This window comes from Rhizobium sp. CG5, assembly GCF_023701945.1.
Classification (GTDB): domain Bacteria; phylum Pseudomonadota; class Alphaproteobacteria; order Rhizobiales; family Rhizobiaceae; genus Allorhizobium.
Map to the genome: position 1 here is coordinate 437,773 of NZ_JABAEF010000003.1, position 13,298 is coordinate 451,070.

The window sequence follows — 13,298 nt, forward strand, 5'->3', positions numbered from 1 at the left end:
GCTTTCAACCGCATGTCAGAGACCGGCCGCTCGATCGTGTTTCGCGACGATACCAGCGGACACTGCACCGTCTTTGCCGAGCCGCTGGAGATAGTCGTCGCCGATCAGCCCGACGATCTCCGGCCCGCTCTGGCGCGGCTGGAGGCGGCCCATCGATCCGGCAAATGGCTGGCCGGATATCTCTCCTACGAGGCCGGCTATCTGTTCGAGGACAAGCTGAAGCCGCTTCTGCCGGAGGGACGCTCGACGCCGCTGCTGATTTTCGGCGTATTCGACGCGCCGGCCGGCAACCAACACCCCCAGGCAAAAGCGCCGCAGCCAACCACCAACGAACCGCCGATCACCCATGCCGTCGCCGCCTGGGATCTGCCGGCCTACCGGCAGCGTTTCGACCGGCTGCACCAGCATTTGCGCAAGGGCGACTGTTACCAGGCCAACCTCACTATGCCGATATCAGCCCATTGGCACGGCTCACCGCCAGAGGTGTTCTGGGCGCTGATCGACCGCCAGCCGGTCAAGTATGGCGCTTTGGTCGATCTCGGCGGCCCGGTCATCGTCTCCCGCTCGCCGGAGCTGTTCTTCGCCGTTGATGAAGAGAGGTTCATCGACACCCATCCGATGAAAGGCACCGCCCGGCGCGGCGCGGATGCGGCCGAAGATGCTGAGATCCTCGAAGCCCTGAAGGCCGATGAGAAGACGCAGGCCGAAAACCGCATGATCGTCGACCTCCTGCGCAACGATATCTCGCGCATCACCGAGGTGGGCTCCCTGACCGTACCGCGGCTGTTCGACATCGAGACCTATCCGACGGTCCACCAGATGGTGAGCCATGTCCGCGCCAGATTGCGGCCCGAGATCGGCCTCTCCGATATCTTCGAAGCGCTGTTCCCCTGCGGCTCGATCACCGGCGCGCCAAAAATCCGGGCGATGCAGATCCTGCGCCAGCTGGAGCCGGCACCGCGCGACATCTATTGCGGCGCCATCGGCCATGTCGCGCCCTCCGGCGCCATGCAATTTTCAGTCGCAATCCGCACGCTCGCTCTTTTCAAAGACGGCCGGGCAGTCTTCAATGTCGGCGGCGGCATCGTCTATGATTCGACGGCACCGGCCGAATATGAGGAATGCCTGCTGAAGGCGCGCTTCGCGGTAGGGGATCAATGGATTACTCGTTGATAGAAACGATGCGCTGGGAGCCCGGCGAAGGTTTTGTCCGGCTGGACCAGCACATGCGCCGTCTGGCCCGCTCTGCCGATGCACTGGGCTTTAGACAGCCCATGGGCGCGCAGGACGCCCTGAAAGAAGCGGTCAGCGGCGATGTTGCGCTGCGCGTGCGGTTGACCATGAATTTTCGCGGCCGTGTCGAGGTGACCACCACAGAATTCCAGCCTGTCGCCAAGGATACCGTCTGGCGCGTGATGGTGGCCCAGAAGACGAGGCTCAAATCCGAGGATACGCTGTATCGCCACAAGACCACGCGCCGCGAGCCCTATGAGGCCGCCCGCGCCGAGTTTTCGGCAGATGCGGTCGACGAGGTGCTGCTGCTCAACGAGCGCGGCGAACTCTGCGAGGGCACCTTCACCAATATCTTCATCGAAAGCCCCGACGGCATGTTGCTGACCCCGCCCCTGTCGAGCGGCCTGCTGCCCGGCATCCTGCGCGCCGACCTGATCCGCGGGCGGCGCGCCCGCAACGAGGTGCTGAAACCCAAGGATCTCGCCAACCGCGCCCTCTTCGTCGGCAATAGCCTGCGCGGCCTGATCCGCGCCGAACTCGTCCCGGAATATGCCTGATGCTGATCCTGTCGCTGACCTACAAGACAAGCAGTGAAGAGGCCGACCGGCACATGGCGCCGCATCTGGCCTGGGTGAAGGAGGGATATGACCGCGGCTGGTTTCTAGCCTCCGGCCGCAAGGTGCCGCGCACCGGCGGCCTGATCCTGGCCAAAGGCGACCGCGCCGCGATCGAAGCCTATGTCGCAGAGGACCCCTTCACCGTGCATGGCGTCGCGGACTACGAGGTGACCGAAGTGGCCTTGTCGACGGTGGTTGAAGGGCTTGAGGTGTTGAAGGATTAGGGTTCGCTCGAATTACGGTAAGGTCCTCAGCAGCGCCGTCGTGGCCCAGATGCGTTTGATCAATTGCGCCGAGCGATATCCGGCTCGGGCGGGGGCAATTCGTCGTCCGTTCCCCAGCTTAGAAGCCATTTTTTCATAGCCTCGTGCGAAATCAATCCGTTTTCGGCCGCCGCCAGCATGCCCTCTTCAACCACTGCCAGTTCCAGATCCTGCCGGTCGAGATATTTCATGTCCAGGCTCTCCGCGTCGGAGGACGCGAGCGAACGGGATGCCCAAAGGGCCGCCTCGACCGAGCTTGTCCTTGCCAATAGGCTAGCAAATCGGCACGCTACAGGCAAATCGAGCCACCGCACCCAGATGATGACCATGCCGACCTATACACCCTATGCCGGGCCGACGCGTCCCTTCACCATCGGCGTGTCTGCCCTTGATCCGCACCAGTGGATCGAGACGGATGGCGATCTCGGCCGCTATCTCGACGAGAAGCAGCAACTGGCCAAAAGTCACTATGATGATATCGTCCGGGTGGCATCCGACACCGGCCAGGCCCAACAGGAATGTCTCGATCTGCTGGTCGAGCATCTGTTGACCGATCATGCCACCCATTATCGCCGCCACGGCAACACAATGGAGATGGCCGGCCACAGCGTCGATCTTAGCGACGAAACCGTGCCGCCGATCGTGCGGGCCGGATCGCTGATCGCCGATGATCTCGTGCTGTTGCGCAAGAAGGAGGACGGCTGGACCATCGTCGCGGCCCATCTGGCCTTTCCCTCGTCCTGGTCGCTGGCGGAGAAATTCAATCAGCCGATGGATCAGGTCCATGCCACGGTGCCGGGCTTTCAGGGCGGCACGCGCAACGCGGTGCTGGTCAACCGCATCTTCGACAATCTGCAGCCGGCGGTCCCCGCCAAGCGCTTCAACTGGTCGATCAACTGGACCTATGCGCTCTATCACCCCGTCAGCCTGCGGCCGCCGAGCGATCCCCTGTCGACGGGCGTGTCGGCCGCCAATGCCTTCATCCGGGTGGAGCGCCAGAGCCTACGCAAGCTGCCGGTCTCGGGCGATATCGTCTTCACGATCCGCATCTATCTCGATCCGCTGAAGGCCCTGATCGACCAGCCGGATGGCGGGGCGCTGGCCGCCAAACTCGCAGAGCAGCTGGAATCGCTGACACCGGACGAGGTGAACTACAAGGGGCTGGCCGAAAAGCGCGACGACCTCGTGCGCTGCCTGCGCCAAGCCGATCTTGCAGCAATAACCGTGTGATGCAGGCCGCCGTCATCGTCCAACCGCATAGACCCTTTATTATGTCAGGGATTTATGATCTAGAGCCGACAAATTCGGGAAATCCGGACATAGACAGACCAAGACCCTACCCGCGCGGTGCTGATATGATGCCCGCGCATCTGAAGGAGACAGAGATGACCAAGCAAGCCTATCCGGTATACGGCGAAATCACCGGCCCGATCGTCATGATCGGCTTCGGTTCGATCGGCCGGGGCACCCTGCCCCTGATCGAACGCCATTTCAAATTCGACAAGAGCCGGATGGTGGTCATCGACCCGCGCAATGAGGATGCCGAAATCCTTGCCAAGCATGGCATCAAGCACATCCAGGCGCATGTCACCAAGGAGAACTATAAGGAACTCCTGAAGCCGCTCTTGACCGAAGGCGAAGGCCAGGGCTTCTGCGTCAATCTCTCGGTCGACACCGGCTCGCTGGACCTGATGAAGCTGTGCCGCAAGCTCGATGTTCTTTATATCGACACCGTCGTCGAGCCCTGGCTCGGCTTCTATTTTGACAAGAGCATGAAAAACTCCGAGCGCACCAACTATGCGCTACGCGAAACCGTTCGCGCCGAAAAGAAGAAGAACCCGGGCGGCACGACGGCGGTTTCCACCTGCGGCGCCAACCCGGGCATGGTCTCCTGGTTCGTCAAGCAGGGCCTGGTCAATCTCGCCAATGAACTCGGCATCAAGTTCGAAGAGCCGACCCAGGACGATCGCGAAGGCTGGGCCAAGCTGATGAAGAAGGTCGGCGTCAAGGGCATCCACATTGCCGAGCGCGACACGCAGCTGACCAAGAACCCAAAACCCCTCAACGTGTTCTGGAACACCTGGTCGGTCGAAGGCTTCATTTCCGAAGGCCTGCAGCCGGCCGAACTCGGCTGGGGCACCCATGAAAACTGGATGCCGAAGAACGCCAAGAAGCACAAGAAGGGCTGCAAGGCCGCCATCTATCTGGAACAGCCCGGCGCCAACACCCGCGTGCGCACCTGGTGCCCGACCCCCGGCCCGCAATATGGCTTCCTCGTCACCCACAACGAATCCATCTCGATCGCCGATTACTTCACCGTCGAAAAGGATGGCGAAGTCGTCTATCGCCCGACCTGCCATTACGCCTATCACCCGGCCAACGACGCCGTGCTGTCGCTGCACGAAATGTTCGGCAATGGCGGCACCGCTCAGCCGGTCCTGCACGTTCTCGACGAGAATGAGCTGGTCGACGGCGTCGACGAACTCGGCGTGCTGCTCTACGGCCATGACAAGAACGCCTATTGGTACGGCTCGCGCCTGTCGCTGGAAGAAACCCGCCGCATCGCGCCTTACCAGAACGCCACCGGCCTGCAGGTAACCTCGGCCGTTCTGGCCGGCATGGTCTGGGCCATCGAGAACCCCAAGGCCGGCATCGTTGAAGCCGACGAGATCGACTACAAGCGCTGCCTGGAAGTGCAGTCGCCGTATCTCGGCCCGGTCGAAGGCCATTACACCGACTGGACCCCGCTCGACGGCCGTCCGGGCCTCTTCCCGGAAGATCTGGACACCAAGGATCCCTGGCAGTTCAAGAACATTCTGGTTCGCTGATCTGCTTTCAGACCCATAATCCTTTGATGCCCGTCGCCACCCGCGGCGGGCATTTTCTTTTCCCGTCGGGACACATGCCTTCCCTGGCCGGATAACTGTTGGCCGAACGGCACTTGGCCTTGCTTTCACCATGTCTTCACGGCATGGTTTCGCAAAGAGAATCCCCCCTGTTCAGGCCATGGGCCGAAGTCTTGCGATGCGGAGACGGTTATGAAGATCAAGACCACCCTTACCCTGCTGGCCACGGCGCTGGCGCTTTCGGCCTGCAGCTCGACCGGCCCGCGGCCCCTGCCGCCGGTGCGCCAGGCCCCGACGGTCGATGGCGCCTGGGTCGATCCGAACGGCATCGTCTCAAGCTTCCAGGCCGGCACCTTCAGCACGCGCTCGACCGATAACAATGCGCTGCTGGCATCGGGCACCTATGTGTCCCTGTCGCCTCAGCTGGTCGAAATCAACATGACCTCGCTGGTGCGCAATACCCAGTCCAAGGTTAACTGCGCGATGGTCACGGTCAACCAGCTCAATTGCACCACGGACGCCGGCGCCCAGTTCTCGCTGACGCGCCGCATCTGATCATTGTTTTGTCCTAAGCAGATGCAAGCGCTCCGACCCTTGATTGTGTCGGAGCGCTGTTTTTTTCTTGAAGTCACCGGCACTTGATGGAAACATCCCGCAATGAGCGGTTCGCCCTCACGCAATTCATAATAAAGTGGGACAACAGCCTTGCTGATTGCCCATGCCAACAGGAGAAAAGCGATGTTTAAGACCCTGCGATTTGGCCTTCTGAGCGCCTCGGCGCTGGCCATCACGGCGAGCGCGGCCTTTGCCGATTTCGAGCTGAATATCCTGCATATCAACGATTTCCACTCCCGCATCGAATCGATCAACAAGACTGATTCGACCTGCTCGGCAGAAGACGAAGCCAAGGCCGCCTGCTTCGGCGGTGCTGCCCGCCTGCTCACCGCCATCAACGAGACCCGCGATGCGCTGAAGGCCGGCGGCAAGAACGTGCTGCTGCTGAATGCCGGCGACAATTTTCAAGGCTCGCTGTTCTACACCACCTACAAGGGCACGGTTGAGGCAGAAGTGCTGAACGCCATGAAGTTCGACGCCATGACCGTCGGCAACCACGAATTCGACGACAGCGAAGACGGCCTGGCCGGCTTCCTCGACAAGGTGCAGTTCCCGGTCGTCACCGCCAATGTGCTGGCCAGCGTCTCCTCCAAGCTCGGCGACCGCGTCAAGCCGTCACTCGTGCTGGACGTCGGCGGCCAGAAGATCGGCATCGTCGGTGCCGTCACCAACGATACGGAAGAACTCGCCACCCCCGGTCCGAACGTGCTGATCGCCGACGATGTCGCCACGATCACCGCCGAAGTCGAGAAGCTCCGGGCTGACGGCGTCACCAAAATCATCGCGCTCACCCATGTCGGTTATCCGCGCGACCTGTCGGCGATCGCCAAGATCCCCGATGTCGACGTCGTCGTCGGCGGCCACAGCCATACCCTTTTGTCCAACACCGTCGAAGGTGCCGAAGGCCCCTATCCGACGATGGTCGACAATCCCGGCGGCTACAAGGTGCCTGTGGTGCAGGCCGGCCAGTACAGCAAGTATCTCGGCGACCTGAAAGTCGTCTTCGACGATGCCGGCACCGTCAAGGAAGCGAGCGGCGAGCCGATCCTGGTCGACGCAAAGTTCAAGCCGGATGAAGCGATCGTCAAGCGCATCGATGAGCTGAAAGCACCGATCGAGGAATTGAAGCAAAAGATCGTCGGCGCCTCCGACGGCCTGATCCAGGGCGACCGCAAGGTCTGCCGCGTCAGGGAATGCGAGATGGGCAACCTGGTGGCCGATGCGCAGCTGAACCGCGTCAAGGATCAGGGCATCACCATTGCGCTTGTCAACGGTGGCGGCCTGCGCGCTTCGATCGATGCCGGCGAAGTGACCATGGGCGAAGTGCTGACCGTTCTGCCATTCCAGAACACCATCGCCACATTCCAGCTCAAGGGTGCCGACCTGTTGGCAGCGCTTGAGAATGGTGCCAGCCAGATCGATGACGGCGCCGGACGCTTCCTGCAGGTGGCGGGCATGAAATACACCTTCGACCGTTCCAAGCCGGTCGGCAGCCGCATTTCGGCCGTTGAGGTCAAGGAAGGCGACGCCTTCGTCGCCATCGATCCGGCCAAGACCTACGGCATCGTCACCAACAACTATGTGCGTGGCGGTGGCGACGGCTTCAAGATCTTCGCCTCCAAGGCTGAAAACGCCTATGACTTCGGCCCGAACCTCGAACTGGCGCTCGCCGAATACCTGACCGCCAACAATCCTTACAAGCCCTATCTCGACGGCCGCATCACCGATGCAACGCCTGCGACCTATGTGCCGCCGGCAAAGGTTGAAGCCGCTGCACCGGCAGCCGCTCCGGCAGCACCTGCCGCCCCGGCTCCGGCTGCGACCGCTCCAGCCGTCACCACTCCGGCACTGCCGGCCGCCTCCACGACCCTGACCACCGCAGCGCCGACGGTTGAAACCAGCAAGGCCTATACCGTCGTTCGCGGCGACAGCCTGTGGAAGATCGCCAAGGACGTCTATGGCGATGGCCCGATGTGGACCAAGATCGCCAAGGAAAATGCCCTGAAGAACCCTGACCTGATCGAGATCGGCGAAGAGCTGAAGATCCCGGCGAAGTAAGGTCAAACTGTCGCAGTCCTACAGCCGGCTCGGGCTTTTCCGGGCCGGTTTTTCTTTTTAGAAAGACTGATCCCCGGCAGCCGCTCTGGCGTAACTGCTGTATTGTGCAAGAAATCAGGACCCGCCCCATGACTGTTGATCAGAGCCACCTTCCCGCCAATCACCCGCCCGTGCGGTTCGGTAAGGTCGGGGTGCTGCTCGTCAATCTCGGCACGCCGGATGGCACCGATTACACATCGATGCGCCGCTACCTGCGCGAGTTCCTGTCCGACAAACGGGTGATCGAATGGTCGCGCCTGTTCTGGTATCCGATCCTCTACGGCATCGTGCTCAATACCCGCCCCGGCAAGGTGGGCAAGGCCTATGAGAAGATCTGGAACAAGGATCTCGATGAGAGCTATTTGCGCACCTATACCCGCAACCAGGCGGAGCTGATGGCAAAATCCTTCGGTGATCTGGCGAATGTGCGGGTCGACTGGGCCATGCGCTACGGCCAGCCGTCGATCGCCTCGAAGATCGAGGAATTGCAGAAGGACGGCTGCGAGAAGATCCTGCTCTTCCCGCTCTATCCGCAATATGCCGCGGCAACCACGGCCACGGTCAACGACGAGGCCTTCAAGGCCCTGCTCAAGATGCGCTGGCAGCCGGCGCTGCGCACCGTGCCGCAATATGCCGACGATCCGGTCTATATCGAAGCGCTGGCCAACTCGATCACCGCCCATATCGCATCGCTCGACTGGGAGCCGGAGCTGGTGCTGACCTCGTTCCACGGCATCCCGATGTCCTACTTCCAGAAGGGCGATCCCTATCACTGCCAGTGCTACAAGACCGCCCGTCTGCTGCGCGAAAAACTCGGCTGGGAGAAAGATCGCCTGATGGTCACCTTCCAGTCCCGCTTCGGGCCTGAGGAATGGCTGCAGCCCTATACCGACAAGACGGTCGAAAAGCTTGCCAAGGACGGCGTCAAGCGCATTGCCGTGATCAATCCCGGCTTCGTCTCCGATTGCCTGGAAACGCTGGAGGAAATCGCCGGCGAAGTCGGCGAGATCTTCCACCACAATGGCGGCGAGAAATTCTCCCATATCCCCTGCCTCAACGACAGTCCCGGCGGCATGGCCGTGCTGGAACATGTGGTTCGGCGCGAATTGATGGGCTGGATCTGAGATCCCAACGCAAAGCGCATTGATGCGGGGGGCTTAACCTTGCAATCGGCGTCCTAAAACGCCAAATCTGCAGAGGAAACAAAAACGAGCAGGTGCCGCTGTCGGCACCTGACGATTGCAGGGAGAGCCGACCATGAACCTCGCCGGATTTGATATTGTCGTCATAGCCCTCGTGCTGCTGGTGGTTCTGGTCCTCTTTGCCGGGATCAAGACCGTGCCGCAGGGCTATCGCTACACGATCGAGCGCTTCGGGCGCTACACACGAACGCTGGAGCCGGGCCTCAACCTGATCATCCCCTTCATCGAGACCATCGGCTCCAAGCTCAATGTCATGGAGCAGGTGCTCGACGTTCCGACCCAGGAAGTCATCACCAAGGACAATGCCAGCGTCTCAGCCGATGCGGTCGCCTTCTACCAGATCCTCAATGCCGCCCAGGCCGCCTATCAGGTCTCCAACCTCGAGAATGCCATCCTCAACCTGACCATGACCAATATCCGCTCGGTCATGGGCTCGATGGATCTCGACGAGCTGCTGTCGAACCGCGAGGTGATCAACGATCGCCTGCTGCGCGTCGTCGATGAGGCCGTCGGCCCCTGGGGCATCAAGGTCACCCGCGTCGAGATCAAGGACATCCAGCCGCCGAAGGACCTGGTCGATGCCATGGGCCGGCAGATGAAGGCGGAACGCGAAAAGCGGGCGCTGGTGCTGGAAGCCGAAGGTTTCAGAAACGCCCAGATCCTGCGCGCCGAAGGTGCCAAGCAATCCGCCATCCTGCAGGCCGAAGGCGAGCGCGAGGCCGCCTACCGCGAGGCGGAAGCCCGCGAGCGTCTGGCCGAAGCGGAAGCCAACGCCACCCGCATGGTGTCGGAAGCGATCGCCGCCGGCGATATCAACGCCATCAACTACTTCGTCGCCCAGAAATACACCGAAGCCATGGCGACGATCGGCTCGGCGCCCAATTCCAAGATCGTGCTGATGCCGATGGAGGCCTCCTCGCTGATCGGCTCGCTCGGCGGCATCGGCGCCCTTGCTCGCGAGGTATTCGGCAATCCGTCGACCGGCGAACTGCCGAAGCCCCGCCCGGCCGCGACCCCCGCCCCGGCGCGCACCACCCCGGCCGTCAATCCCTTCGCGCCCAACCAGGGGAAGTAAGCCATGCTGACCTGGCTTGCTGAACAACTGGGACCATGGACCTGGTGGCTGCTGGGACTGCTGCTGCTGGCTGCCGAACTGGCGATGCCAGGCGTGTTTCTCGTCTGGATCGGCATCGGCGCCATCGGCACCGGCATGCTGTCGCTTTTATTCTGGGGAGCGCCCTTCTGGGGCTGGCAGGTGCAGATCCTGGTGTTTGCAGCACTTGCCGTCGTCGCCATCCTCTTGGGCCGCCGGCTGGTGTCGCGCGGCGAGAACCAGAGCGACGAGCCCTTGCTCAACAAGCGCGGCGAAAGCCTGGTCGGCCGGACCGCCACGCTTCAGGAACCGATGCATGACGGCCGTGGCCGGATCCGGCTTGACGATACCTTCTGGTCTGTCATGGGGCCGGACCTGCCGGCCGGCACAAAGGTGCGGATCGTCTCCAGCACCGGCCGGGATCTGACGGTGGAGGTGGCCTGATCAGGCCACGCCGATCCGCAGCAGATCGTGGAAATGCACGATGCCGACGGGAACGCCGTCCTCATCGGCGGCAAACAGCGCCGAAATATTGTGCTGGTTGAGGGTCGCCATGGCGCTGGTGGCAAGCGTGTCGACTTCCACCGTCTTCGGATCGCGCGTCATCACATCCTCGACATTCATATCGCCCAGGTTGCGCGACAGGTTGCGGGCGATATCGCCATCGGTGATGATGCCGCACAGCTTGCCGGCCTCGTCGACAACGCCGACGCAGCCGAACCGCTTGCGGGACAGCATGATGATGGCTTCCGGCATGGACGTGCCGAGTGGCACCAGCGGGATCTCTTCGCCCCGGTGCATGATGTCGGAGACATGCGAGAGCATGGCGCCGAGCTTGCCGCCGGGATGGAAGGTGCGGAAGTCGAGGGCGGTGAAGCCGCGGGCTTCCAGCAGTGCCAGCGCGATCGCATCGCCCATCGCCATCTGCATCATCGTCGATGTCGTCGGCGCCAGACCATGCGGGCAGGCTTCCTGTTCCTTGGGCAGCAGCAGAACGATATCGGCTTCGCGCGCCAGCGTCGAATGCTCGCCGGAGGTGATGGCGATCAACGGAATGGAGAAGCGGCGCGAATAGGAAATCATCCCATGCAGTTCGGCGCTCTCGCCGCTCCACGACATCGCGATGATCGCGTCGTCGCGGGCGATCATGCCGAGGTCGCCGTGATTGGCTTCGGCCGGATGGATGAAGAAGGCCGGTGTGCCGGTCGACGCGAAGGTCGCAGCGATCTTGCCGCCGATGTGATGGCTCTTGCCGACGCCCGTCACAATGACCCGGCCCGAAATGCTGCCGATAACTTCGACGGCATTGCAGAAGGGACCCGCGAGATACCCGGTCAAAGCCTTTTCAAGAGCTTGCAGACCACTACGTTCGGCAGCGACCGACCGCAATGCGGATTCGATGGCACCAGCTTCAATGAGTTTTACAGCGCGCTTTATCATAGCCGTTCCCTACTGCGTTTATACTTCGTTGTCCATTCACCATTCACCACAACCTGTAAGACAAACGGATGAGGTTGGGCAGTCCTGCATTAAGGACATTCTACCCGTGTCACGCCAGCGCAATCTGCGCACTAGCAACCAAACGTTAACCACATGGCTTTACGTTTGGGTAAGCATTTCAGCACACGCCCGAGCATGAACGAATGGCAATGCCTTCAAAAACCGGCAGGAAAATGGCGCGTCCGCCGCACAGGACTTCGGTTCTCTGTGCGCTGGCGGCTGGTCTCCTGTGGCTGCCGCCGCTGTCCGGTCTGGCGCAGACCCTGCCCGCATCGAGCGATTCACTGACGTCGGGAACGACCTCATCCGACGACGACGCCATAACGGCCGACACGACAGACGATCTGCAGACCGGTACGACCGTGACGGCGGCAACCGTGGCGACGACGACGCTCGACCCCGATGCCGAGATTGCCGCAGATGCGTTGGACAACGGCCGGCAGAACCTGCGGGAATCGACTATCGACCAATTGCGCGGTGGCCGTGACCTGACCGACGACGGCACCGGCATCCGCCTTGGCACGATGATGCTGAAGCCGACGATCTCGCAGGGGCTGGTGACGGAGACGACCAAGACCGGCAACCAGAGCGAGCGCAAGACCTATTGGGATACCGGTCTGAAAGGCACGCTGACATCCGACTGGTCGAGCCATCAACTGACCGTCAACGGCCAGGGCAACTGGCGTCGGGTACTGTCCGGCGATGGCGAAGACGAGCCGACGGCCGCCATCGACGCCGACCTGCGCCTGGATCTGGCCGACGGCATGGCCGCCCGGCTGACCGCGGCCTACAGTTTCAGCCACGAAGATACGGACGATCCCAACGCCATCAGCGGCGCATCGGAGCAATCCGGCATCCACCAGTTCAACACCGGCGCAGCGCTCGAGCGCGATTTCGGCAAGATTCGCGGCTCGGTCGGCCTCAACTTTGGCCGGACACTCTATACGGACGCGGTGCTCTCGGACGGAACCAGGGTCGAGCTATCCGATCGCAACCGATCCTCGGCCACCCTAAATGCCCGCATCGGCTACGAACTCTCCCCGGCCCTCATTCCGTTTATCGAAGTGTCGGCCGGCCGCATTCTCTATGACGACAAGCGCGATTCCTCCGGCTATCAACGCTCGGGCGACCTATATGCCGTAAGCACCGGCCTTGCCGCCGATTTCGGCGAAAAGCTGCGCGGCGAGCTGGGGATCGGCTATGAGCGGATGATGTTTGACGACCAGCGGTTGGAAGACCTCGGCGCCATCACCTTGGACGGCAATCTCGGCTGGTCGCCGCAGCGCGGCACCGATGTCACCGTCGGCCTGTCGACCTCGATCGAGCCCTCCACCACCGCCGGGCTGAGCGGATCGGTGGCCTATCAGCTGAATGCCGGCGTGGCGCACGAATTGCGCAGCAATCTGGTGGCCCGGCTTTCAGGCTCGACCACCTGGCGGGATTATCCGACGCAGAGTGACGATAGCGACACGATCTACTACACGGCCGGCACCGGATTGACCTACAGCGTCAATCGCTATGTCGACCTGACGGCAGATCTCAGCTACGAGCTGACCACCACCCAGACCTCTGCCGACACGCAAGTCTTGCGTGCCGGCGTAGGGATGGCGTTGAAACGATAAGGCTCGGCTATTTCAAGGCGGCAACGATGGCCTTGAGCTGCGCTTCGACGCTCGGACGGATGTCGTCGCGTGCAAGAGCAAAGGCGACATTGGCGAGGATGAAGCCATCCTTGGCGCCGGTGTCGTAGGTTGTGCCGCGGAACGGAAAGGCGGTGAAATCCTGCTCGGTCAGCAGCTTCAGCATGCTGTCCGTCAACTGGATCTCATTGC

The 13,298-nt window shown here is 61.9% G+C and carries 13 protein-coding genes and 1 pseudogene; 11 read left to right on the plus strand and 3 right to left on the minus strand.

Annotation, left to right across the window (positions count from 1 at the left end; translation table 11 throughout):
• The first annotated feature begins 12 nt into the window (after positions 1-12).
• From HGO38_RS07960 to HGO38_RS07970, 3 genes are read left to right on the plus strand one after another with little or no spacing between them, the layout of a single operon-like run.
• Positions 13-1,173 carry an aminodeoxychorismate synthase component I gene (locus HGO38_RS07960; RefSeq protein WP_250955346.1) on the plus strand — a complete coding sequence of 387 codons (1,161 nt, stop codon included), beginning with the start codon at positions 13-15 and terminating at the stop codon, positions 1,171-1,173.
• Complete coding sequence (locus HGO38_RS07965) at positions 1,158-1,790, plus strand: aminotransferase class IV family protein (RefSeq protein WP_250955347.1); 633 nt, start codon at positions 1,158-1,160, stop codon at positions 1,788-1,790. Before HGO38_RS07960 ends, HGO38_RS07965 begins: the two co-directional genes overlap by 16 nt.
• A complete protein-coding gene (locus HGO38_RS07970) occupies positions 1,790-2,074 on the plus strand; it encodes a YciI family protein (protein ID WP_250955348.1) in 285 nt (94 codons plus the stop codon). The genes HGO38_RS07965 and HGO38_RS07970 overlap by 1 nt, the downstream gene beginning before the upstream one ends.
• Positions 2,075-2,133: 59 nt before the next feature.
• Here HGO38_RS07970 and HGO38_RS07975 read toward each other — a convergent pair whose 3' ends face one another.
• Positions 2,134-2,304: a CopG family transcriptional regulator gene (locus HGO38_RS07975; RefSeq protein WP_250955349.1), complete on the minus strand. Its 171-nt coding sequence runs from the start codon at positions 2,302-2,304 to the stop codon at positions 2,134-2,136.
• On the opposite strand from HGO38_RS07975, the gene HGO38_RS07980 reads away from it, so the two are divergent.
• The 7 genes from HGO38_RS07980 to HGO38_RS08010 all read left to right on the plus strand — a co-directional run bounded on the left by HGO38_RS07980 (position 2,303) and on the right by HGO38_RS08010 (position 10,410).
• Entirely contained in the window at positions 2,303-3,343 is a 1,041-nt protein-coding gene (locus HGO38_RS07980; protein WP_352230464.1) for a heme-dependent oxidative N-demethylase family protein, read from the plus strand. The genes HGO38_RS07975 and HGO38_RS07980 overlap by 2 nt on opposite strands.
• A 155-nt stretch (positions 3,344-3,498) precedes the next feature.
• Positions 3,499-4,941: a homospermidine synthase gene (locus HGO38_RS07985; protein WP_250955350.1), complete on the plus strand. Its 1,443-nt coding sequence runs from the start codon at positions 3,499-3,501 to the stop codon at positions 4,939-4,941.
• 210 nt (positions 4,942-5,151) lie between these two features.
• Positions 5,152-5,514 carry an outer membrane lipoprotein Omp10 gene (omp10, locus tag HGO38_RS07990; protein ID WP_250955351.1) on the plus strand — a complete coding sequence of 121 codons (363 nt, stop codon included), beginning with the start codon at positions 5,152-5,154 and terminating at the stop codon, positions 5,512-5,514.
• Positions 5,515-5,697: 183 nt separating this feature from the next.
• Positions 5,698-7,632, plus strand: coding sequence for a 5'-nucleotidase C-terminal domain-containing protein (locus HGO38_RS07995; RefSeq protein WP_250955352.1), 1,935 nt, complete (start codon positions 5,698-5,700; stop codon positions 7,630-7,632).
• Between the two features lie 128 nt (positions 7,633-7,760).
• On the plus strand, positions 7,761-8,795 hold the full coding sequence (gene hemH, locus HGO38_RS08000) for a ferrochelatase (RefSeq protein WP_250955353.1): 1,035 nt from the start codon (positions 7,761-7,763) through the stop codon (positions 8,793-8,795).
• Between the two features lie 133 nt (positions 8,796-8,928).
• Positions 8,929-9,948 (plus strand): SPFH domain-containing protein, encoded by a 1,020-nt coding sequence (locus HGO38_RS08005; protein WP_250955354.1) that lies wholly within the window; start codon positions 8,929-8,931, stop codon positions 9,946-9,948.
• A 3-nt stretch (positions 9,949-9,951) separates the two neighbouring features.
• Positions 9,952-10,410, plus strand: coding sequence for an NfeD family protein (locus HGO38_RS08010; RefSeq protein ID WP_250955355.1), 459 nt, complete (start codon positions 9,952-9,954; stop codon positions 10,408-10,410).
• Here HGO38_RS08010 and HGO38_RS08015 read toward each other — a convergent pair whose 3' ends face one another.
• Positions 10,411-11,406, minus strand: a complete 996-nt coding sequence (locus HGO38_RS08015) for a KpsF/GutQ family sugar-phosphate isomerase (RefSeq protein ID WP_250955356.1) — start codon at positions 11,404-11,406, stop codon at positions 10,411-10,413. It abuts the gene before it with no gap.
• Between the two features lie 203 nt (positions 11,407-11,609).
• On the opposite strand from HGO38_RS08015, the gene HGO38_RS08020 reads away from it, so the two are divergent.
• Complete coding sequence (locus HGO38_RS08020) at positions 11,610-13,088, plus strand: outer membrane beta-barrel protein (protein WP_250955357.1); 1,479 nt, start codon at positions 11,610-11,612, stop codon at positions 13,086-13,088.
• A gap of 7 nt (positions 13,089-13,095) precedes the next feature.
• Here HGO38_RS08020 and HGO38_RS08025 read toward each other — a convergent pair.
• Positions 13,096-13,298: pseudogene (locus tag HGO38_RS08025) on the minus strand (UTP--glucose-1-phosphate uridylyltransferase); the annotation flags it as partial.